Here is a 20,160-nt window from a genome sequence, read left to right on the forward strand (position 1 = left end):
ACGGCAGACCGGGTCGCGTCAGACCGGAGTCTGCTCCGCCCGGACGGCGGGACGGGCGTGCAGGGATGCACGCCGACGCCTCTTCGCGGCGATGCCGCAAACCCTCATTCCAGCGGCGCGAACAGCGCGGCGATATCTTCCTCTTCCATGCGCCATTCGCCCTGGATGGCGCCTTCCAGGAGGCCATGGGCCAGCTCGGCCTTGGCTTTCTGCAAGTGCTGGATCTTTTCCTCGACGCTGCCGCGGGCGATCAGCCGGTAGACGAACACCGGCTTGTCCTGGCCGATGCGGTAGGCGCGGTCGCTGGCCTGGGCTTCGGCGGCCGGGTTCCACCAGGGGTCGAAATGGATCACGGTGTCGGCGGCGGTCAGGTTCAGTCCGGCGCCGCCGGCCTTCAGGCTGATCAGGAACACCGGCACCCGGCCCGCCTGGAATTCCTCCACCGGAGTCCGCCGGTCGCGGGTGGCGCCGGTCAACTGGACGTAGGGGATCTTGCGTGCTTCCAATTCCCTGGCGATCAGTTCGAGCATGCCGGTGAACTGGGAGAACAGCAGCACGCGCCGGCCCTCGGCGGACAGTTCCTCGAGCATCGGCAGCAGCGCGCTCAGCTTGGCCGAGTCGGCGGCCTGGCAGCCGGCCACCGCCTCATCCTCGAGCAGGCGCAGGTCGCAGCACACCTGGCGCAGGCGCAGCAGGGCCTCGAGGATCAGCAACTGGCTGCGCGCCAGACCCTGGCGCTCGATCTCCGCGCGGATCTTGCTGTCCATCGCCAGGCGCAGGGTCTCGTAGCGGTCGCGCTGCGCTTCGCTCAGGTCCAGATACTGGGTGATCTCGCTCTTGGGCGGCAGTTCGGGGGCCACCTGTTCCTTGGTCCGGCGCAGCAGGAAGGGACGCACCCGCGCCTTGAGATGGGCCAGGCGGGCGAGGTCGCCGTGCTTCTCGATGGGAAGACGATAGTTCCGCTTGAAGGCCTGCTGATCGCCGAGCCAGCCGGGCATCAGCAGGTGGAACAGCGACCAGAGTTCGCCCAGGTGGTTTTCCATGGGGGTTCCGGTCAGGCACAGGCGGTGCCGGGCGTCCAGTTCCCGCGCGGCCTGGGCGGCCTTGCTGCGCGGGTTCTTGATGTTCTGCGCCTCGTCGAGAATCAAGAGGTGATAGGACTGGCGGGCCAGAGCCTTGAGATCGCGGGAGAGCAGGGCGTAGCTGGTCAGCAGCAGGTCGGCGTCGCCCATTTCTCCGAACAGGGCGCTGCGCCTGGGCCCGTGCAGGGCCAGCACGCGCAGGTCGGGGGCGAAGCGCGCGGCCTCGTCCTGCCAGTTGGGGATCAGGCTGGTGGGCATGACGATCAGCGCCGGCGCGCTCAGGCGCCCGGCTTCCTTTTCCAGCAGGATGTGCGCCAGGGTCTGCAGGGTCTTGCCCAGACCCATGTCGTCGGCCAGCACGCCGCCGACCCGCAGTTCACGCAGCGCCTGCAGCCAGGCCAGGCCCTGCAACTGATAGGGGCGCAACTCGGCGCGCAGGCCGGCGGGAGCGGCGATCGGCTGTTGTGGCAGGTCGCGCAGGCGACGGGCGAAGTCGCGCAGCGTCTCGCCGCCTTGCCAGTGCAGCGGCAGTTCCGCCTCGAGGGCGGCCAGCCGGGCCGCGTCGGGACGCGCCAGGCGCAGGCGCTGCGGGGCTTCGTCAGGCCTCTGGAAGAACAATTCGCCGAGACTGGCCAGAAGCGGCCGGAGGCGGCCGAAGGGCAGGGCGACGCGCTGGGTGACGCCCGGCGTGCGTGACACCGGTACCAGCAGCAGTTCGTCGTCGGCGCGCCTGGCCAGGGCTTCCGGGGTCAGCAGCCAGGGACTGTGGCGGATGGCGTGGAGCAGGATCGGCAGCAGGCTGAGGCGCTGGCCCTGCACCTCGATACCCATTTCCAGATCGAACCAGTCCTGCCCTGCGGCCGGCTCCAGGTGCAGATACCAGTCGTCGATATCCAGCAGGTTGTAATGGAAGTCCGGGCGCATCTCGATATGCCAACCCTGTTCGCGCAGCCGCGGCAGGTCGTGGCGCACCCAGCGCAGCCAGCTTTCGTCGTCGAGCAGTTCGAGGAGTTCGCCGACCGTTTCCGGCAGGGCCTCGCTCTTGCGCAGGGCGATGTGGAAGCCCTGTGCGGCGAGCGTCCGCCGGTGGCGCGCCTCGCTCTCGGAATGACGGCGGATACGCAGGATTTCCGTGGCGCCGGGTACCAGCAGATCCTTCGCCGGCTTGCCGAAGGCCAGTTGGTCGCCATAGCGGAAGGCCAGCGCCGCGCGATGCTGGAGCTGTTCCACCATGCGCCCCTTGCGGGTGTCGTAGTGCAGTCGTACGTGGCTGCCCAGGGTCAATTGGGGGGCTGGCTCGAGGTCGTCGATCCGCCGCTCGGGCAACACCGCCTTCGGCTCGGCGGGCGGCGACTGGCGCTGCAGGGTGAGCAGGGCCGCCACCACATGCTTGCAGTTGTGTCCCACCGGACAACTGCAACGGCCGTCGATGCGCCAGCCGTCGGCCCGCGACTGCAGGCGGATGTGCTGCCGGTAGCGGCGGGTCACCGAGCCTCGGCAACTGGCGTCGATTTCGTCCGGGGCGACCTGCAGCAGGGTGCAGCGTCCCTGGCTGGCGTAATCCTGGCCGCGCTGCAGGGTGCCGGGGTCGAACTGGTCGCGCCAGTCTTCCAGGCGCATCCGGAGGAAATCGGGCTGCATCAGCGACCCTGCCGTGGCGGATGCTGCGGGGGAGGGAGGAGATTGTTCATGGGCACTGGGAAATCGATGGAAACCGCCGATTCTCTCACAGCGACGCGCATCGGGCAGCCTTGTCGGCCATTCGGCTAGGGTCTGTTAACTCTATTTACTAGAATGCAGCAAAACAGTGTTGAGACCGAGTGCCATGCAACTGACCGCCGAGCAATTCAAACAAATCGAAGGCTTGTTGCCGCGCCAACGCGGCAATGTACGCCTGGGCAACCTGCAAGTACTCAACGCCATCCTGTATGTGGCAGCCAACGGCTGCAAATGGCGCGCGCTGCCCGAACGCTATGGCAACTGGCACACCGTCTACACCCGCATGATGCGCTGGAGCAAAGCCGGCGTGCTCGATCGTGTTTTCGAACAGTTGCAGCGCCAGCGACTTATGCAGATACGCATCGAGGCCATCAGCCTCGACTCCAGTATCGTGAAGGTGCATCCGGATGGTACGGGCGCGCGAAAAAAAACGGTCCTCAAGCCCTCGGTCGCAGCCGCGGCGGCTGGAGCACCAAACTGCATCTGGTTGCCGCGGATGATCGCAATGTCGTGACCTGGAGCCTGACGGCGGGGCAGGCTGGCGATGCCCCCGAAGGCAGGCGCTTGATTCAGGCGTTGGGACCTCACCACGGGCTCGTGGCTCTGTTGATGGACAGTGCATACCAAGACAATGCCACGCGCGAGCTGGCTTGCGGCCTGGGTTTCGTGCCGGTGGTGCCACCCAACCCCCGGCGGCGCCAGCCGTGGGAGTATGACAAACCGCTCTATCGCCGACGCAACGGTATCGAGCGGCTGTTTCGACGACTCAAGGCCTGGCGCCGCGTGTTCACGCGCTACGACAAGCTTGACCTCATGTACGCCGCCTTCGTCACTGTGGCTCTTATCGCTGAGGCCCTACGGTAGTGTTAACAGGCCCTAGGGCAATCGCATGAAATGCCCGCCCGATACTGGACTGGAAAGATTGTGTGTCGGAGCGTTCCAGCCCGGCTTCCCCTTTCGAAGCTTCATGCGATTGCTCCGCCGAATGGCCAGGGCAATCGCATGAAGCGCTTGCCTGATACCGGACTGGAAAGATTGTGTGCCTGGTCGTTCTGGCGTGGTCTTCAGATCCAGTGCATCGGCTGCTTGCCGAGGGGCCGGACAGTCCCTGTTTCGGCCCCCCGGCCGAGTCACTTTCTCTTTGCTCGCGCGAAAGAGAAAGTAACCAAAGAGAAAGCGCGCCCGATCATCCGGCCCCGGCTACGCCGGGGTTCCCTCGCTCCGGCGCCGCTCCGGGGGCACGTCGCGAAGGGACGTCCCTGTCCCTTCGCGACTCGCTCGGCGTCCTGCCTCGCGTCCCCCTCCGCGACACCTGTGCTCGGCCTCCTGAACGGGAGTCGGTTCCGAACTGCCTGAAAGCGCTTTTGCTCTTCTTGTGGCACGGCCTGTCAGGCAACGCCGGATGCCCCCTTCAGGAGGCCGAGCGGAGTCGTCGCGCAAGGGGATGAGCCGCAGGGATGCGGCTCAAGGCCCGAGGGCCATGGATGGCCCTTCGGGACGTGCCCCTGGAGCGACGACGCAGGGAGGGAACCCGGAGCGAAGCGCAGGGCCGGATGAGGGGGTGGCCTTCTTTTGGGTTACTTTTTCTTGGCCAAAACAAGAAAAAGTGACTCGGCCGGGGGGCCGAAACAGGGACTGTCCGGCCCCTCGGCAAGCAGCCATGCCAAGGTTCACACAATCTTTCCAGTCCGGTATCCGGCGGGCGTTTCACGCGATTGCCCCGGCCGTCCGGAGACGGCTGCGGTTCAGTCGGCGAAACGGCCGTCCAGGCGTTCGGCGTGGAATTCCAGGCTCTGTGCCCGATAGCCATGGCGTAGCGGCGGCAGGGGCAGGCAGGCGTGCCAGTCGCCGCCCGGCTGGAGGGGACCGGAAGCGCTGTAGTGCGGCATGTCGTAACGGTCTTCGTTCAATTCGACGCTATCCCCCGGGACACGGGCGCTGACCTGCCAGCGCAGCTCCAGCAGCGGCAGCCGGCTGCCGTTGTGCAGGTGCACGGCCAGCGGGCGGTCGGCGGGGCATTCGTCGGGGGCGTGGCGCAGCCGCAGCTCCAGTTGCGCGAGGTGCTGCGCGGTGCGCCGCTCCTGCCACAGGGTGCCGGCGGCGATCAGCGCCACACCGAACGCGGCGGCCAGGGAAACCGTCGCGACCTTGTCGGGATAGCGCAGCAGCAGGCCCAGCCAGACGAGCAGAAGCAGGACACCGATCAGCATGGGCGGAGGAGGGAGATCATGGGACGGCCTCGGAGCAGGATGCCGTCGCATTCTACGGAGGAGTCCAGCCGACGGGGAATTCCTGATGCAAGGCTCCCCGGCGCGGGGCGATCAGGCGCAAGGCGCGCCTGCCGCCGGATTGCCCGGCGGCGGCAGAGGTCCGGACGCCGGGGCAGCGTCCGGAGCGCGCTGCGGTCATCCGGCCACGGAGCGGCTCTGGACGCCCTCGGTACGGCCGTAGATGTCTTCGAGCCGTTCGATGTCGTCTTCGCCCAGGTAGCTACCGGACTGCACTTCGATGATTTCCAGCGGGATCTTGCCGGGGTTGGCAAGACGGTGCACGGCGGCGACCGGGATGTAGGTGGACTGGTTCTCGGTGAGCACGAAGGTCTTCTCGTCGCAGGTCACCTGAGCGGTACCGGATACCACGATCCAGTGTTCGGCACGGTGGTGGTGCTTCTGCAGCGAGAGGCTGGCGCCCGGCTTGACGGTGATGCGCTTGACTTGGAAGCGGCTGCCCATGTCCACCGAGTCGTAGGCGCCCCAGGGACGGTAGACCTGGCAGTGGTTCAGGCTTTCCTTGCGGCCCTGGTCGTCGAGAATCTTGACCAGCTTCTTGACGTCCTGCACGCGGTCCTTGTGCACCACCATGGTGGCGTCCTTGGTCTCCACCACCACCACGTTGTCCAGGCCGATCACGGTGACCAGCTTGCCGTTGCTGTGCACCAGGCTGTCGCGGGTATCGTGGAGGATCACGTCGCCCTTGACCACGTTGCCGTTCTCGTCCTTGTCGTGCACTTCCCAGATCGAAGCCCAGCAACCGACGTCACTCCAGCCGGCGCACAGCGGCACAGCGCAGGCGTGGCGGGTCTTCTCCATCACCGCGTAGTCGATGGAGTTGTCCGGGCAGCAGGCGAAGGTGGCCGGATCGATCTTCACCTCGTCGTCGTGCGGCTCGCTGCGCTCCAGGGTCAGCAGGCAGTTATCGTAGATGTCCGGGTCGTGCTCCTTCAGTTCCTCGAGGAAGCGGCTGGCGCGGAACAGGAAGACGCCGCTGTTCCAGAAGTAGTTGCCGGACTCGACGAATTCGCGGGCGCGGGCGAGGTCCGGTTTCTCGACGAACTGCAGGACGCGGTTGGAGCCCTCGGGCAGGGTGCCCTGCACGGCGAGATCGCACTTGATGTAGCCGTAGCCGGTTTCCGGGCTGTGCGCGGGAATGCCGAACAGTACCAGTTCACCCATCTCCGCGGCCTGGGCGGCCACCTTGAGGGCCTGCTGGAAAGCCTGCTGGTCGGCTATCACATGGTCGGCCGGGAGGATCAGCAGCAGTTCGTCGCGGCCTTCGGCGAGTAGCTTCATGGCGGTCAGCGCGATGGCCGGCGCGGTGTTGCGGCCGAAGGGTTCGAGCAGCAGCCCCTGGATGTTCAGGCCGATGGCCTCGAGCTGTTCCTTGACGATGAAGCGGTGCTCCTGGTTGCAGACCACGATGGGGCTTTGCATGCCTTCGAAGTTCAGGCGCTGCAGGGTCTGCTGGAAGAGCGTCCGCTCGCTGGTCAGGGCGAGGAACTGCTTGGGATATTGTTTGCGGGAAAGAGGCCAGAGACGCGAGCCGCTGCCGCCTGACAAGATCACCGGAATCATGTGTCGTTCTCCTTTGATATTAGGGGTACTGCCGTTTGTTGCTGGGTCCCTGCAAGTGTTCCGCACTGGTCTTGCATGTACTGCGTGACGAGCAACTCACTCCTTCACCGGCGGTTTGACCCACACGGGATTGAGCTGGTTCGCTGTGCCCGTCACATACAGGCAGACAACTTCACCACGGGCGAGGCTGATTGGCTTGAGGTCGGCGACCTTGCGCTCGCCGTCGAACAGCGCCAGGTTGGCTTTCACCGGGTTGATTTCGCGATCGCCCCGGCCCTTGGGCTCCACGCTTTTCACCACTTCCGTCTTGCCGTCGGCCGTTTTCAGGGTCAGCGGCTTGTCGGAGAGGTTCTGTACCCGCAGCAGGGCCTTCTGCTTGCTCTTGAAGGCCGGCTCCTCGACCAGCAGAGGAGCGGCTCCGGATTGAGTCACCAAAGTGTAGTAGTGCTCGGCCGACAGGTTCACAGGCAGGTTCTGGGAACCGACGCGGGCGCTGTACTGGCCGGCTGGCAGGTATTCGAAGCCGCTGCTGGACAGCGGCGAAACGTCCTCCAGGTTGATGCTGCCGACGTTGGCGCTGACTTCCTGGTTGCTGGCGTTGTAGAGACGCACGAAGGTCGAGCCCTTGGGCGCCACGGCTTCGTAGAGCGCCGCGTCGCCGGCGGCCTGGACGGTGGTGCCGCCGAAACCGAGCAGGAGGCCGAGTCCGAGGCCGAGGGCGATGCGGTGCTTGCGGTGCAGTCGGGTCATTGCAGGTACTCCTTTGCGAATCGATGGAAGGGCGTTCAGTGGCGTGCGCCCTGGTTGGTAGCGGTGTTGTCGGCCAACTGCTTGTCCTGGCGGCCGGCGGCCTTGAGCTGGGCGATCCAGTCGGCGTCGAACTCGCTCAGGTCATAGGCCATCGGCAGGTAACGCTCGGGGAATTCCCAGATCACCAGGCGCGGCGGGGATTTCTTGAAGTCCTCGCTCTGCAGGAACTTGAGCATCGGCAGGAGTGGCCCGCGGCCGTCCTCGGCGAAGTTCACGAGGTCGCTGCCGAGCGCCTGGCGCAGCGCGCCGGCGAAGTTCCAGCGTTCGTCGGCGCTGTAGCTGGTGCCGACCAGGGCCACCGGCACCTGGGTTTCGGCGAACAGGTCGTCCCCGGCGGGGGCGCTTTCCTCCTGCTGGCGGGTGTTGTGCTTGGCCAGTTGATCCGGCGGCGGCAGCAGTTCCTCGAACAGCGGGTCGAGCGGCAGGAAGTTGGTCAGGTCGCCCTTGTGCGGCCCGCCCGGCAGGGTTTCGGTGACGTAGACGTTGCCGCTTTCCGGGAGCACGCCGATCGGCTTGATCGTCGTGGCCAACTGGCCGGCGACCACCTGGGCGCCGTAGGGCGTCCAGTGGGTGTCGGTGCGCAGGAACACCTGGCCCCCGGCCTTGGCCTGCTGCAGCGGGCCGAGCAGGTCGGGTGCCTGGATGCCGGCATCGGCCACGATCCGGCGGAAGTTCTGGTAGAGCTGCTCGTGCAGGGACGCGGGCTGCTGCTCGCCGAAGTTCTCCGGGTACAGGCGTGCCTTGGCCGGCAGGATCGCCATCACCAGTTGCACGTTGTTCCGTGCCAGGGTTTCACGCACGCCCTGGATCAGCGCCTGGTTGTCCGTGATGTTCTGCGAGGCGGCGGCGGTGGGCTTGAACTCCTCGTCGCTGAACAGCCACTGGTTGGCTCCGATCACCACGCCGGGACGGCCTTCGCCGAACAGCGTGTAGTCCAGCGCCGCCCAGAGGTTGGTGCCGAGCTTCTTGATCGGGAATTCCTCGTCGTAGTGTTTCTCGAAGGCCAGGGCCAGCTTGCCGTTGAGCACCGGGGTGTTATCGGCGGTGGAGAAGCCGGCGGCGCCTTTCAGCGACCACAGGCTGAGCGCCAGCAGGGTGCCGGCGAAGGTACCGGCGTAGACCAGGTTGGTTGTTCTATTCATGGCGGTCCCTCTTCAAAACTGGAAGTAGAGGAAAGGCGAGAAACTCTGCGCCGAAAGCTTGAGCACAGAGGCGGCGAACAGCAGGAGCACCGCGACGCGGGTCGCCAGTGCCGGTATATCGATGGCCTGCGAATAGGCCAGGGTGCCGCTCGACGCATGGACGATGCCCTGGGGCGCGTCGGCCTGATCGTTCGCCTTGGCCTTGGGCGCGCCGGTGAGCGGTTGGGCGTAGAACTGGCGAATGCCGTACACCGCGATCACCACGTAGGCGAGCAGCAGGGTGGCGATCTGCAGGCTGGTCAGTTGTGCCTTGTTCAGGTCGGACAGGGTCCAGTCGCCGAAGCTGAACATGGCGGCGTACATGCGCCAGGCGACGTCGAGGTTCTCGGCGCGGAAGATCACCCAGCCGACCATCACCAGCAGGAAGGCGAAGACCCAGCGCAGCGGGCGAATGGTCTTCGGCGCGGCGTCGATGCGCAGGGCGCGCTCGATCGCCAGCCAGGTGCCGTGCCAGGCGCCCCAGATGATGAAGGTCCAGTTGGCGCCGTGCCACAGGCCGCCGAGCAGCATGGTGAGGATCAGGTTGCGGTAGGTCTGGAAGGTGGTGCCGCGGTTGCCGCCCAGGCTGATGTACAGGTAGTCGCGCAGCCAGGTGGACAGGCTGATGTGCCAGCGGCGCCAGAATTCGGTGATCGACTGGCTGATGTAGGGTTGGTTGAAGTTCTCCATGAAGCGGAAGCCGATCATCAGGCCGAGGCCGATGGCCATGTCGCTGTAGCCGGAGAAGTCGAAGTACAGCTGGGCGGTGTAGGCCAGGGCGCCGAGCCAGGCATCGCCGGTGGTCGGATCGCTGAGGGCGAAGCAGTGATCGGCGATCGGCGCCAGGCTGTCGGCGATGAACACCTTCTTGATGAAGCCCTGCATGAAGCGGGTGCAGCCTTCGGCGAACTTGTCCAGCGTGTGGGTGCGATGGTTGAACTGGTCGACCAGGTCGCGGAAGCGCAGCACCGGACCGGCGATCAGGTGCGGGAAGATCGCCACGAAGGCCGCGAAGTCGACCAGATTGCGGGTCGCCGGGGTATCTCCGCGATAAACGTCTATGATGTAACTGATGGATTCGAAGACGTAGAAGGAGATGCCGATCGGCAGCAGGATGTGGGTGACCACGAAGGGTTCCACGCCGAACGAGGTGATGATCGCGTTCAGACTGTCCACGCCGAAGTTCGCGTACTTGAAGTAGCCGAGCACACAGAGGTCGACCACCACGCCGAGCGTCAGCCAGCGTTGTGCGGACTGGGTGCGCACACCGGCGGCGCCGATGCGTAGGCCGATCCAGTAGTTGAAGACGGTGACGGCGGCAAACAGTCCAAGGAAGTCGATGCGCCACCAGGCATAGAAGACATAGCTGGCGGTCAGCAGCAACAGGTTGCGGTAGCGCGCCGGGCTCAGGTAGTACAACCCGAGGAACAGCGGCAGGAATAAAAACAGGAAGACGTTGGATGAAAACACCATTACCCGTGTCTCGCTTCTAGCACCAATGTTTCAGGCTCTTCTCTGAGCCCGGCCTCTCCCCCGGGGGGTCCCCGAAGAGGTCCGTTCCCGGCTGCGTCTGTTGCGCATTTCGGGGCATTCCGCCTGGCCCGGAAGGGCGTGGCGGCCGGCGACGGACTGACTGCCGGCTGCTGGGGCGACGTCGGGGCCGCGCTAGTCGCGCTTGCCGACGGTCGATCTGGGCGACTTCTCGGCCGGATCGAAGATCCGGGTCACGTCGCCACCCAGGCGGAAATTCTTGAACGGGCCCATCTCGGCCTTCCTTTCCCGCAGGGCGGGGGAGCAGGAGTAGAGCGCGCAGTAGGGTTCCAGCCAGGAGAACTTGGCGTCGGTCTCCAGATCCTCCATGTCCTGATCCTCGTCGCCGGCCCGTTCGGCGAACGGTTCGGGCTTCTCGACGCCGGCCAGCACGTTGCCGGCCAGGCGGCCCAGGGCGCCATCGTTGTCGCCGCGCAGGTCGACACCGTTGGCCAGGGCGAAGGCGGCGACCATCATCAGGGGCGGCAAGCTGTAGTTGTGGTAGGCCAGCGCACGTTGGCGGCGCTTGAGTTCGTTGGGCAGGAAGCCATTCGAGTCGACCTGCCCGGCGGCGATGTGGAACTGCTCGACCGCCCAGTCGAACAGCGGCCGGCGGTTGGTCGCCACGCCGGCGGCCATGACCGCCCAGGCCGCCCAGTAGGAGTGGTTGTTGATCCGCTTGAGCGGCAGGTCGCTCCAGTCCTTGATCACCTGGTCGCCCACCTTGGCGAACCAGCTCTCGATGCGCCGTGCCTGTTCGGGATAGGCCGCCAGCGGCTGCGAACTGGAGAATTTCAGGCGCAGGTAGGCGCCGGCCAGGCTGCCGAGGGCCCACTTGCGCATGGATTTGCCGGTGTGGTTGTACTCGGTGGTGAGCAGGGCGCCGTCTTCGGCCCAGGCGTCCAGCCAGGCCAGGGTGCATTCCAGGTCGCCGGCGCGGCCTTTCTCCATGTAGCGCATGACCATCCGGCTGACGCCGCGCTCGATCTGGGTGATCGGCGCGGTCTTGGTGCGGAAGGCCTTTTCCGCTTCCTCGTTGAGGGTCGACCGGGCCGCGTCCGAGCCTTCGTACTTGCTGCGAAAGACCAGTTCCCCGGTGAAGGGTTCGGGCACCACCGGACAGGCCGGCGCCTCGCCTTTGCGGATATCCACCGGCGCGTAGTAGCCCTTGGGCGGAACCAGGGCTTCGGCGGCGTGGACGGCGCCGCTCAACAGCAGGCTGCCGAGCAGGCAGGAGAGGGCGAGTCTGGTCTTGTGCATGGTAGGCCTCAGTTGCCGCTACGGGCGGTCAGGTTGGCCGGAGCGTGATAGTCGTGGCGCTTGCAGAGGCGCACCTCGACCTCGACGGGCTCCTTGAGCCCCTCCGGCGGCTGGATTTCCATGGCGAAGAAGTTGAGTCCGCCCCAGTCGGCCTCGTCGCGCATGTTGAAGGCGAAACGGCCGTTGGTTTCGGTGGTGACCGGCTTGTCGAACTGGAACTTCTCGCGGCGGCCGGTCATGTACCAGATGGTGCCTTCCAGCTTTTTCACCGAGGGGTCGCTGAAGCGGATGTCCACCTGATGGCGGGAGTTGGTGGCCTCGACCAGTCGGCCGGCGCCGTTGATCAGCACTTCCTTGCCGGCTTCGCCGGGGCGCAGGGTGGCTTTGCCGGCGAGCAGGGTTTTTTCGCCTTCGCAGGCATTGCCGAGCATGGACAGCGCCTGGCGGTAGAACTTGTCCTCGGCCAGGTCGTAGAGCGGCGAGAATTCCCAGATGAGGATCTTCGGCGGATTCTTCTGGAATTCGTCGCTGGCCAGGTATTCGAGCATCGAGCCTTCCAGGCCGCTGCCGGGGAAGGCGACGTTGAGGATTTCGGCACCCATGTATTCGGAGAGGAAGCCGGCGAAGTTGTAGTTGGTGCCGCTGTGGCTGGTACCGACCAGGGTGATCTGCGGCAGGCTGCTGTCGCCGAACAGGTCGCCGCCGCCTTCACCCTTGGGTTCGGTGAAGAACTGGTCGCTGTGCTCGAAGGCGTAGGTGGTGTTGCACAACTGGCCGGCGACCCGGTGGTGGGTGCCGCGCTTGCCCATGCGGCCCATTTTCTTGGTGACGAACTCCTTGCGCGGGATGTCCGCGAAGGCGGGGATCTCCTTCACGGTCTCGGCGACGATCCGCGCACTGCGTTCGGCGCCGTAGGAGGTCCAGTGGTGGTCGCCGCGGAAGTAGAAGGCCGGCTCGACCTTTTCGTCGGTCAGCGGAGTCAGGTCGGGCACCCAGTAGCCGAGTTGCTCGAAATGCTTCAGGGTCGCCCGGAAGTTCCTCACCGCCTTGTCGTAGTCGAAGCGGGCGTAGTCGGCGGGCAACAGTTTGTTGCGTTGCACCATGCCGCGGGTCGGCTGGTAGACGATCACCAACTCGACGCCGCGGCTCTTGAAGGCGTCGTGCAATGCCTTGAGCTGACGGTAACCTTCTGGAGTGGTACCGAATTCGGTGCGCAGGTCCTCGTTGGTACGGAACAGCCAGTCGCTCTCGTTGCCCTGCACCAGGGTGACGAAGCCCTTCATGTAGTTGCTGGTGTAGCTGTTGGGGTCCGCGGCGGCCGGGCACAGGTCGCAGCAGGACTCGGCGCGGTAGACGGGCAGCCCGGTAGGGGTTTCTTCGGCACGCACCTCGGCGGCGGCCAGGGCGATCGCCGCGGCCAGCGCGGCGGGTCCAATCCATTTGCTGTTGTGGGTCTTCATGTTGCGCAGTCTCATCGGTTCTACAGCTCGGCCTGGGCGGGATCGACGACGGGGTCGATCAGCACGGCCTTCTGGCGGCGCACCAGCAGATCGAGGATCTCTTCTTGTTTGTCCTCGAGGATGCCGGTGAAGGTGAGGCCGGAACTCTTGGTCGGGGCGAGCATCTCCACGCGGTAGAGTTCGAGGCTCAGCGGCGAGTCCACGGAGATCGGCGACGAGCCGTTGCCGGTCAGTTGGCCGCCGACCACGATCATCGACACCTTGGTGTCGAAGGGGTCGAGCTTGAAGTCGCGGTCGGTGCTGCTGAGGTCCTTGATGTGGCCGTAGATGCCGGTCAACTGGTTGGCGACGGACAGGTTCTCGTAGATCCGGATGTTCACGCTGTTGCGCATGCGGATGCCGTGGCGCGCGTTGTTGATGAGCCGGTTGCCCCAGATCAGGTTGTTCGAACTCTCGTAGAGGGTGATGCCGTCGGAGTGGTTCTGGTACACCTCGTTGTAGGCGACCAGGTTGTGTTCGCTGTTACGGTCGAGAACGATGCCCGACAGCTTGTTGTCGTGGGTGCGGTTGTTGATGATCCAACTGTTGTTGACCTCCCGCGAGACGATGATGCCGTGCTTCTTCTTCGTCCCGTAGACGTGGTTCTCGGCGATGATCAGGCGTTCCGAGCGGTCGTGGGGGTCGATGCCGTAGATGATGTTGTCGCGGTAGGTATTGCCCTTGAGCACCACGTCGTCGGCTTCGTAGCAGTAGAAGCCGTAGTAGATGTCCTCGAATACCGAGTCGATCAGCCAGCCGGTCGGGCGCGGGCGCTTGAGGCGCTTGTGCATTTCCGGGGTGTACTGGGTGATGCTCACGCCGTAGGCCTTACTGGTGTTGTAGCCCAGGCTGGCGACGGTGCTGCGCGAGATGTAGGTCTCGGTGCCGCCCCAGGACACCAGGAAGGGCCGGAAGCTTTCCGGGCCGCGGTAGGCGGACGGAGCGTTGTTCTTCTCGCTCCAGCCGACCAGCTTGGTGTCGGTGATGAACAGCTTGCCATCGTTGACCAGGAAGGCGCCGCGCTCCTCGGAGAGGCGCAGCTCCTTGACGTTCTTGCCGATGTGCAGGGTCGCGCCGGGGGCGACGACGATCGGCACCCGCGCCACGTAGACGCCCGGCGTGGTCTCGGCGAACTGATTGGCCGGCAACTGCCTGGCCAACTGACCCAGCTCGACATAGCCGCCTTCTATGAAGATCGCGTGAGGCATACCGCCCTGGCGGACGATCCACTCGCGCAGACGTCCGCTGCCACCGGTGAAGTCCTTCAGGGCGGTCTGCTGCAGCATGCGCCGCAGCGCGATGCGTCCACCGGGCTTGCGCCGGATCTTGGCCTCCACCGCCGCGTGAGTGTAGCCGGAGAGATCCGGCAGTTTGGGCGGGTCCAGCTTCAAGGCTTCGATCGAGGCGCTGGTGACGCTGTACTGCTTCGAACTCAGGGTGGGGGGCGCGGACTGCCTCGCCTGCTCCGGCGGGGCGGCCTGGCTCCAGGCGCTGGTGGCCAGCAGCACGCCGAGCAACACGGGTTTCAGCTGGGTGGATGCAAGTTTTCTTTGCACGTTCATGTTCGATCCTCTCAGCGTGCCGCTGGACCTTAGAAGCGCCAGATCATGTCGACGAAGACACGGTGCATTTTGCTGTCGCCCTTGCTGGCATAGGCGTTGCTCGGGAAGAACAGGCCGCTGCGCAGGCGGATCAGTGCGGACTGCTCGTCCAGCTCGCCACCCCAGTTGGCCGGCAACATGCCCTGGTTGAAGTAGCGGGTGATGATCAGGTCGACTTCCTGGCCGAGGTCCTTCTCACCGGCCTTGAGCGCGGGCTTGCCGTCCTTCTCGATCGGGCTGATGCCGTTCTGGCCGAGATCCTCGTCATCGTCGACGCGCCAGAACTTGTGATAGATCAGGCTGGTCTCGAGGTCCTCTCTCGGCTTCCAGGAGGTGAACAGGGTGCCCACCTGCAGGTTGGTCAGTTCGCCGCGGAAGGCTTCGCCGAAGCGGTGGATGCGCGTCTGCAGGCCGGTGAAGGTGGAGCGGTTGCTCTGCAGGCCGGTCTGCATGAACTGTTCGGACTCGTCGTCGCCCTCGCCGCCGCTGCCGCGGGCATAGGCCGCGCCGACGTTCCAGCGGTCGCTGATGTTCCAGCGCAGGCCGAGGTCCACGGCCCAGGCGTCGACATCCACGTCCTTGTAGTGGTCGGCGCTGCCGTCGCTGGCGAAGTGGCTCCTGTCCATCTCGCCGGTCAGCCAGGTGAATTCGCCCCAGTAGTTGATCGGCAGGGTCGAGCGAGGATTGAAGAAGTCGCCGTCCAGGTGCACGCTCAGCCAGGTCAGGTCGCCGGTGTAGGACTTGCTCTGGCGGTCTTCGTAGACATCCATCTGGCTGTCCGGCAGGTCGCCGTCGTCGCTGGTGTGGTGCACCTTGAAGCCGGCCCAGTGACCTTGCCGCCACTGGTAGTCGAGGCCGCCGAAGACGTGGGTGCGGTCCTTGTCTTCCGCGCTCAGGTTGTCCAGGTCGGTACGGTATTCGTCGAAGCGTTCGGCGACGCCGGCCTGGGCACGCAGCAGGCTGGTGTCCATGGTCCAGTTCACCGACTCCATGTGGATGTCCCACCAGGTGCCTTCGTTGGTCAGGCTGCGTATGCGCTGGCGGCCGATGCGCAGGTGCTCGCCGGGGTAGGGGGTGAGGCCGGCGTAGTCGATCCAGAATTCGCGCAGGGCGAGGTAGCTCTTGTCCGGGTCGCGGCTGCTGTCGCGGCTGAAGCCGTTCGCGGGATCGCCCCCCGGTTCTTCGTTGGGATCGGTGGGGTCGGTTTCGATGATGTCGGTGGCCGCGACCGCCTGGAGCATCACCATGGCTCCCCAGTTGCCGCGCTGGCCGTAGACCCAGGGCCGCAAGTCGAGGGCGATACCCTCGGCGTCACCGCCGCTGCGGGTGTCCAGGTCACGGTCGTCTTCCGACTGGGCGGTGACCTTCACCTCCATGCCGAAATTGCGATCGGGACCCACGGGCCCTGCGAACAGCGGATTGCAGCAGAGCAGACTGGCTCCCAGGCCCAGTCCCGCGCTTATGCGTTGCTTCCTACTCATAATGCTTCCTATTGATTTTGCATGGCTTGCAGCTGCGTCGAGGTCTGCCACACGCCGTAACGAGCCTGCTGTTCCGCGTGCAGCATCTGCTCACCCCGGGTACGTTCTGCAGGAGCGAGATTAGCCTCTATTTCCTGAAGCAGGGGCTCGGAATCGGGGCGGCCTTGCAAAACGGCGAGACGTGCGAAGACGTAGGCGTTGGCCAGGTCGATGCGGATGCCGCGACCCTGGGAGTACAGCTGCGCGAGGGCGTAGTCGGCGCTCGCCTGGCCGCCGCGGGCGGCGGTCAGCAGGCTGTCGACGGCCTTCTGCGGGTAGACCTCGCCGAGGAAGCCGCGGCGATAGATCTGACCCAGGTAGTAGTGGGCGCTGTTTTCCGTGGCGCGGGCCTTGATGAAATATTCCTCGGCCTTGAACGGGTCCTGTGGAAGCAGCTTGCCTTCGTAGTAGAGCCGACCGAGCAACAGATCGGCTGCCGGCTGGGCGGCGGCACGGCCACGCTCGAGGTAGTCGAGCATCTGGTCGGTGTCGCCGGTGCCGGGAAAGTCGTAGATCAGACGCGCCAGACTGACCCAGGCGGCGGGGTAGGTCGGGGCGATTTCCTCGAGCATGGTCTGGGCGGTCTTTTCGTTCGACTGGCCGAGCAGCGGGTTGGAGAGCACGCCGGCGACTTCCGTCACCAGTTGCGCTGACACTCCGCCCGCGCGATGAGCGGCCATGAGCTGTTGCACCAGCGCCTGCAGGCGGTCGTTCTGGTCGCGCTTGAGATAGACGGTGGCTAGCTCGACGTAGCAGTCGCTGTGCTCGGCGAGGCGCTGCTGGCAGATCCGCTCGATGTCGTCCAGGTGCTGGTCGTAGGTGCCCTGGGTGCGGTAGACCACGATCTGTGCGATGTCCGCCTGGGGATGTCCGGCGGCGCGCCACTGATCGATGCGTTGCTGCAGGCTGACGTCGGGGAACGTCTGCGGGTTCTTCAAGTAAAGCATCGCCAGGGGCAGCAGCACGCCATCCTCGCCGGCGGCGAAGGCATCGCTGAGCAACTGGGCGGCCTCGCGCTTTTCCGCCTCGCTGCTGGTCGGCTTGTAGGCCAGCAGCTTGCCCAGGCGGGCCTTGGCCCGCGGCGAGGCGTCCAGCGCCATGCGGTAGGTCTGTTCCGCCTTGCGCAGCTGCTCGGGATCACCGCTGGCCAACTGCATGTCGGCCAGGCCGAGCTGGGCCTCGGTGAAGCCCATGTCGGCGAGTTGACGGAAATGCCGCTCGGCGGTCTGGGTGTCGCCGCGTTGCAGGGCTTCCTTCGCCAGACGCTGGTCGGGCAGGTCGAGGTTGGCGCAGGCGGTCAGGCCGGCCAGCGCCGAGAGCAGCAGGGGCTTGGTCAGGTTCACCTGAGGTGTCCTCTCAGAGTCCGGCGGTCACGGCCTTGTCGATCAGCCAGTCGTAGGAAGGGCCGTGGTCGATGACCACTTCCACCGGCTGGCCGGCCAGGGCGCTGTCCAGGGGCTGTTCGGGCTGGATGAGCACGCGGATATCGCTGGACAGTCCTTCATTCTGCAGGGCGGTGCTGACGATCCGGCCGCGGCGCGGCTGGTCCTCGCCGGGAACGCTGAAAGTGACCTGGGTGCCCGGCTTGACCTTGGCGAAGTCGTGGTAGCGGAAACGGGCCTCGACGGTAGCGGCGGCGTCGCGCGGCAGCAGCTCGAAGATCACCTGGCCCTTGGAGGCGAACTGGCCGTCGGCCACGCGCTGGGCGACCACCTTGCAATCGCACGGGCTGGTCAGGGTGCCCTTCATCTGCCGGGTGAACAGCTTCTCGACGTTGGCCGGGTTGAGCTGCTCCTCGCTCAGGTGGCCCTTGAGCATTTCCAGCATGGAGGCGGAGAAGCTGGCGATCGGCGCACCGTTGGCGACCAGGCCGTCCGGGCCGACCAGGCTCTGCACCGTGCCTTCGCGGGGCATGGTCACTTCCATGCTGGGCACGCTGACCATGCCCGACTCGGCATGGGTGACGAAGTAGAGGTCGTAGAGCTGCTTGAGGATCAGGCCGAAGGCGCCGAGGCCGACGATGAAGATCGCCAGGCTGAAGCTGACCGCGCGCAAGCGTTCGAACATGGTCTGCTGGGCCAGGCCCTTGCCCTTGCGCGCCTTGGTGAAGTTGTCGCGCTGCAGGGTGCAGATCACATCGCCGACGGTGACCAACTCGCCGCTCAGGTGCGAGGTGATCATCTGGCGCAGGGTGGAGATCTCGCGTGCGCCCAGACCGTGGAACTGGCAGCCGGTGCGGCCGCTTTCCGGGTCGAGGTTGCGCACCTGGAACTCCACGTCCATGGCCAGGCCCAGGCTGTCCAGCTGGAACAGCAGCTTGCCGCGGTGGAAGGCACCCTGCTGGGTGACCGGCTTGCCGCTGGCGAAGCTGAAGCCACCGGCGGAGATGTCGATCAGACGCTGCTCGATGGTTTCCCGGTTGGGGCCGAGGAAGCGGATCTTACCGGGCAGCTTGACGCGCGCGTGTTGGCGTTGCGCTTCCGACTCGTGGACCACGTTTACATTAAGGGTCGCGGTATTCATGGTTGCATGTCTTCCTTCTCGATCATTCAGTCCCGGTCAGACCGACAGCATCAGCACAGCGATGAAGATGCTGGTCGCTGAAAAGGTCATGGCCTTTGACGACCAGTTGTTGAACCAGCTCTGGAAGCTGGCGAGTTCACGGTTGAGCTTGGTGTCCTGGCGCGTCCAGGATTGCTGGTCGAGGCGGAAGAACACATGGATCTTCACCACGGCGCCGACGATCTGGTTGTAGTAGAGGATCAGCGGGTAGGCCGGTCCGATCGGGTGTCCGGAAAGAGACAACAGCAGGGTCAGGACCAGGCGGGTGGAGCAGACCCACAGCAGATAGGCGATGAAAATGGCGATGCTGTATTTGATGGAGCCGATGATCGCCACGGTCAGGCCGAGCAGGCTGGTCCACATGGACACGCGCTGGTCGAACAGCACCACCGAGGTGAACCAGCCGAGGCGCTGCACGCCGAGCTTCAGGGCGCGGGAGTTCTGCCGCAGGTTGTTGCCGTACCAGCGGAACATCAGCTTGCGGCTGGCCTTGACGAAGCGCTTCTCCGGCGGGTGCTCGACCGTGTGGATCGAGGCATCGGGCACGTAGAAGGTGTCGTAGCCCAGGCGCATCAGGCTGAACCAACTGGACTTGTCGTCTCCGGTGAGGAATTTGAAGCGGCCGAGGCGCCAGTGGTCGAGGTTGTCGTTCTCGACGTCGACGATGAATTCGGGGTCGGTGACCACCGCGGCGCGGAACACCGACATCCGCCCAGTGAGGGTCAGCACGCGGTGGGACAGCGCCATGGAACACATGTTGATGTGGCGCTGGGCGAAGCGCAGCTTGTGCCACTCGCTCATGACGTAGCCGCCCAGCACTTCGCAGAATTCGTTGGTGGTCAGGCCACCCATGTTGGGGAAGATCTTGAAATAGGGAACCGTCTTGCGGACCACGCCTTCGTTCAGCACGGTATCGCCGTCGATCACCGCGACCACCGAGTCTTCGTCGGGCATGTGGCGGGAGATGGCGCGGAAACCGTTGGCCAGTCCGTCGCGCTTGCCGGTGCCGGCGATGCGCACGAAGTCCAGCTTCACCCGGTCCGGCGGATCGAGTTTTTCCCAAAGGCTCTTGATCAGCAGCTCGTCGGACATTTCCACGATCGAGCAGACCACTGTGGTCGGGTAACCGCAGTTGATCGCCTCCTTGATCACCGAGCCGTAGACCTTGCCGGTGGTCAGGGCGTCGATGCGGAAACTGGTGACCATGAGAAACACATGGGAAGGATCGGCGTCCTTGCCCAGTTTTTCCACCTTGCGCCGGTAGTAGGGGTAGACCACGTAGAGGAATAGCATGCCGCGCAGGAAATGGATGATTCCCATGGAATAGCGCCACACGCCGATCAGGCCTATCAGCATGATGAAATGCTTGGATTCCGGATCGAACACCTGCGGCGGCAGGGCGAGCGCCAGCAGCATCAGGAAACTGAGGAAGAGTAGCCAGCCGGTGGCCTCTCCAAGAGCATGCTTAAGCCTGTCCATAATTCTTCTTGAGTCCGTCGTCTGTATTCGCGAGCCGGTCCGGGCGGCACTGTTGTCGTTCTTGTC

Annotated in this window: 14 protein-coding genes; 1 reads left to right on the forward strand and 13 read right to left on the reverse strand. The window is 65.2% G+C overall.

The genetic code is table 11. The features are described 5' to 3' along the window. Positions 1 to 104: 104 nt before the first annotated feature. Positions 105 to 2,723, reverse strand: coding sequence for a DEAD/DEAH box helicase (locus AVCA_RS04875; RefSeq protein ID WP_012699736.1), 2,619 nt, complete (start codon positions 2,721 to 2,723; stop codon positions 105 to 107). 184 nt (positions 2,724 to 2,907) lie between these two features. Here AVCA_RS04875 and AVCA_RS25735 point away from each other — a divergent pair. Continuing rightward, positions 2,908 to 3,665 (forward strand): IS5 family transposase gene (locus AVCA_RS25735; protein WP_144061657.1). Its coding sequence is split into 2 segments (ribosomal slippage): positions 2,908 to 3,223 and positions 3,223 to 3,665, totalling 759 coding nucleotides; the frame shifts between segments, so codons are not numbered across the junction. 881 nt (positions 3,666 to 4,546) lie between these two features. Here AVCA_RS25735 and AVCA_RS04890 read toward each other — a convergent pair. From AVCA_RS04890 to alg8, 12 genes are all read right to left on the reverse strand, one after another. Then, positions 4,547 to 5,011 carry a hypothetical protein gene (locus tag AVCA_RS04890; protein ID WP_012699737.1) on the reverse strand — a complete coding sequence of 155 codons (465 nt, stop codon included), beginning with the start codon at positions 5,009 to 5,011 and terminating at the stop codon, positions 4,547 to 4,549. Positions 5,012 to 5,206: 195 nt separating this feature from the next. Beyond that, the gene (locus AVCA_RS04895; RefSeq protein ID WP_012699738.1) at positions 5,207 to 6,652 is read right to left on the reverse strand and encodes a mannose-1-phosphate guanylyltransferase/mannose-6-phosphate isomerase; all 1,446 of its coding nucleotides are present in this window, start codon (positions 6,650 to 6,652) and stop codon (positions 5,207 to 5,209) included. A gap of 96 nt (positions 6,653 to 6,748) precedes the next feature. Continuing rightward, complete coding sequence (locus AVCA_RS04900; RefSeq protein WP_012699739.1) at positions 6,749 to 7,402, reverse strand: alginate O-acetyltransferase AlgF; 654 nt, start codon at positions 7,400 to 7,402, stop codon at positions 6,749 to 6,751. A 35-nt stretch (positions 7,403 to 7,437) separates the two neighbouring features. Continuing rightward, a complete protein-coding gene (locus AVCA_RS04905) occupies positions 7,438 to 8,604 on the reverse strand; it encodes an alginate O-acetyltransferase (protein ID WP_012699740.1) in 1,167 nt (388 codons plus the stop codon). A 12-nt stretch (positions 8,605 to 8,616) separates the two neighbouring features. Continuing rightward, positions 8,617 to 10,116 carry an MBOAT family O-acyltransferase gene (locus AVCA_RS04910; RefSeq protein ID WP_012699741.1) on the reverse strand — a complete coding sequence of 500 codons (1,500 nt, stop codon included), beginning with the start codon at positions 10,114 to 10,116 and terminating at the stop codon, positions 8,617 to 8,619. A 192-nt stretch (positions 10,117 to 10,308) separates the two neighbouring features. Continuing rightward, on the reverse strand, positions 10,309 to 11,433 hold the full coding sequence (locus AVCA_RS04915; protein WP_012699742.1) for a mannuronate-specific alginate lyase: 1,125 nt from the start codon (positions 11,431 to 11,433) through the stop codon (positions 10,309 to 10,311). Positions 11,434 to 11,441: 8 nt separating this feature from the next. Further along, entirely contained in the window at positions 11,442 to 12,893 is a 1,452-nt protein-coding gene (locus tag AVCA_RS04920; RefSeq protein ID WP_012699743.1) for an alginate O-acetyltransferase AlgX-related protein, read from the reverse strand. Between the two features lie 20 nt (positions 12,894 to 12,913). Beyond that, positions 12,914 to 14,494, reverse strand: coding sequence for a mannuronan 5-epimerase AlgG (gene algG, locus AVCA_RS04925; RefSeq protein ID WP_012699744.1), 1,581 nt, complete (start codon positions 14,492 to 14,494; stop codon positions 12,914 to 12,916). A 29-nt stretch (positions 14,495 to 14,523) separates the two neighbouring features. Next, positions 14,524 to 16,014, reverse strand: coding sequence for an alginate export family protein (locus tag AVCA_RS04930; RefSeq protein WP_012699745.1), 1,491 nt, complete (start codon positions 16,012 to 16,014; stop codon positions 14,524 to 14,526). An 8-nt stretch (positions 16,015 to 16,022) separates the two neighbouring features. Next, positions 16,023 to 17,396, reverse strand: coding sequence for a sel1 repeat family protein (locus tag AVCA_RS04935; RefSeq protein WP_012699746.1), 1,374 nt, complete (start codon positions 17,394 to 17,396; stop codon positions 16,023 to 16,025). A gap of 13 nt (positions 17,397 to 17,409) precedes the next feature. Then, positions 17,410 to 18,576: an alginate biosynthesis protein Alg44 gene (locus tag AVCA_RS04940; protein WP_012699747.1), complete on the reverse strand. Its 1,167-nt coding sequence runs from the start codon at positions 18,574 to 18,576 to the stop codon at positions 17,410 to 17,412. A 36-nt stretch (positions 18,577 to 18,612) separates the two neighbouring features. Next, positions 18,613 to 20,094 carry a mannuronan synthase gene (alg8, locus tag AVCA_RS04945; RefSeq protein WP_012699748.1) on the reverse strand — a complete coding sequence of 494 codons (1,482 nt, stop codon included), beginning with the start codon at positions 20,092 to 20,094 and terminating at the stop codon, positions 18,613 to 18,615. Between the last annotated feature and the right edge of the window lie 66 nt (positions 20,095 to 20,160).

This window comes from Azotobacter vinelandii CA, assembly GCF_000380335.1.
GTDB classification, from domain to species: domain Bacteria; phylum Pseudomonadota; class Gammaproteobacteria; order Pseudomonadales; family Pseudomonadaceae; genus Azotobacter; species Azotobacter vinelandii.

What these genes read in the sequence shown, in the direction of transcription:
- AVCA_RS04875 (WP_012699736.1), bottom strand. Translation starts at nt 2,723, where the DNA reads ATGCAGCCCGATTTCCTCCGGATGCGCCTGGAAGACTGGCGCGACCAG.
- AVCA_RS04890 (WP_012699737.1), bottom strand. Translation starts at nt 5,011, where the DNA reads ATGCTGATCGGTGTCCTGCTTCTGCTCGTCTGGCTGGGCCTGCTGCTG.
- AVCA_RS04895 (WP_012699738.1), bottom strand. Translation starts at nt 6,652, where the DNA reads ATGATTCCGGTGATCTTGTCAGGCGGCAGCGGCTCGCGTCTCTGGCCT.
- AVCA_RS04900 (WP_012699739.1), bottom strand. Translation starts at nt 7,402, where the DNA reads ATGACCCGACTGCACCGCAAGCACCGCATCGCCCTCGGCCTCGGACTC.
- AVCA_RS04905 (WP_012699740.1), bottom strand. Translation starts at nt 8,604, where the DNA reads ATGAATAGAACAACCAACCTGGTCTACGCCGGTACCTTCGCCGGCACC.
- AVCA_RS04910 (WP_012699741.1), bottom strand. Translation starts at nt 10,116, where the DNA reads ATGGTGTTTTCATCCAACGTCTTCCTGTTTTTATTCCTGCCGCTGTTC.
- AVCA_RS04915 (WP_012699742.1), bottom strand. Translation starts at nt 11,433, where the DNA reads ATGCACAAGACCAGACTCGCCCTCTCCTGCCTGCTCGGCAGCCTGCTG.
- AVCA_RS04920 (WP_012699743.1), bottom strand. Translation starts at nt 12,893, where the DNA reads ATGAAGACCCACAACAGCAAATGGATTGGACCCGCCGCGCTGGCCGCG.
- algG (WP_012699744.1), bottom strand. Translation starts at nt 14,494, where the DNA reads ATGAACGTGCAAAGAAAACTTGCATCCACCCAGCTGAAACCCGTGTTG.
- AVCA_RS04930 (WP_012699745.1), bottom strand. Translation starts at nt 16,014, where the DNA reads ATGAGTAGGAAGCAACGCATAAGCGCGGGACTGGGCCTGGGAGCCAGT.
- AVCA_RS04940 (WP_012699747.1), bottom strand. Translation starts at nt 18,576, where the DNA reads ATGAATACCGCGACCCTTAATGTAAACGTGGTCCACGAGTCGGAAGCG.
- alg8 (WP_012699748.1), bottom strand. Translation starts at nt 20,094, where the DNA reads ATGGACAGGCTTAAGCATGCTCTTGGAGAGGCCACCGGCTGGCTACTC.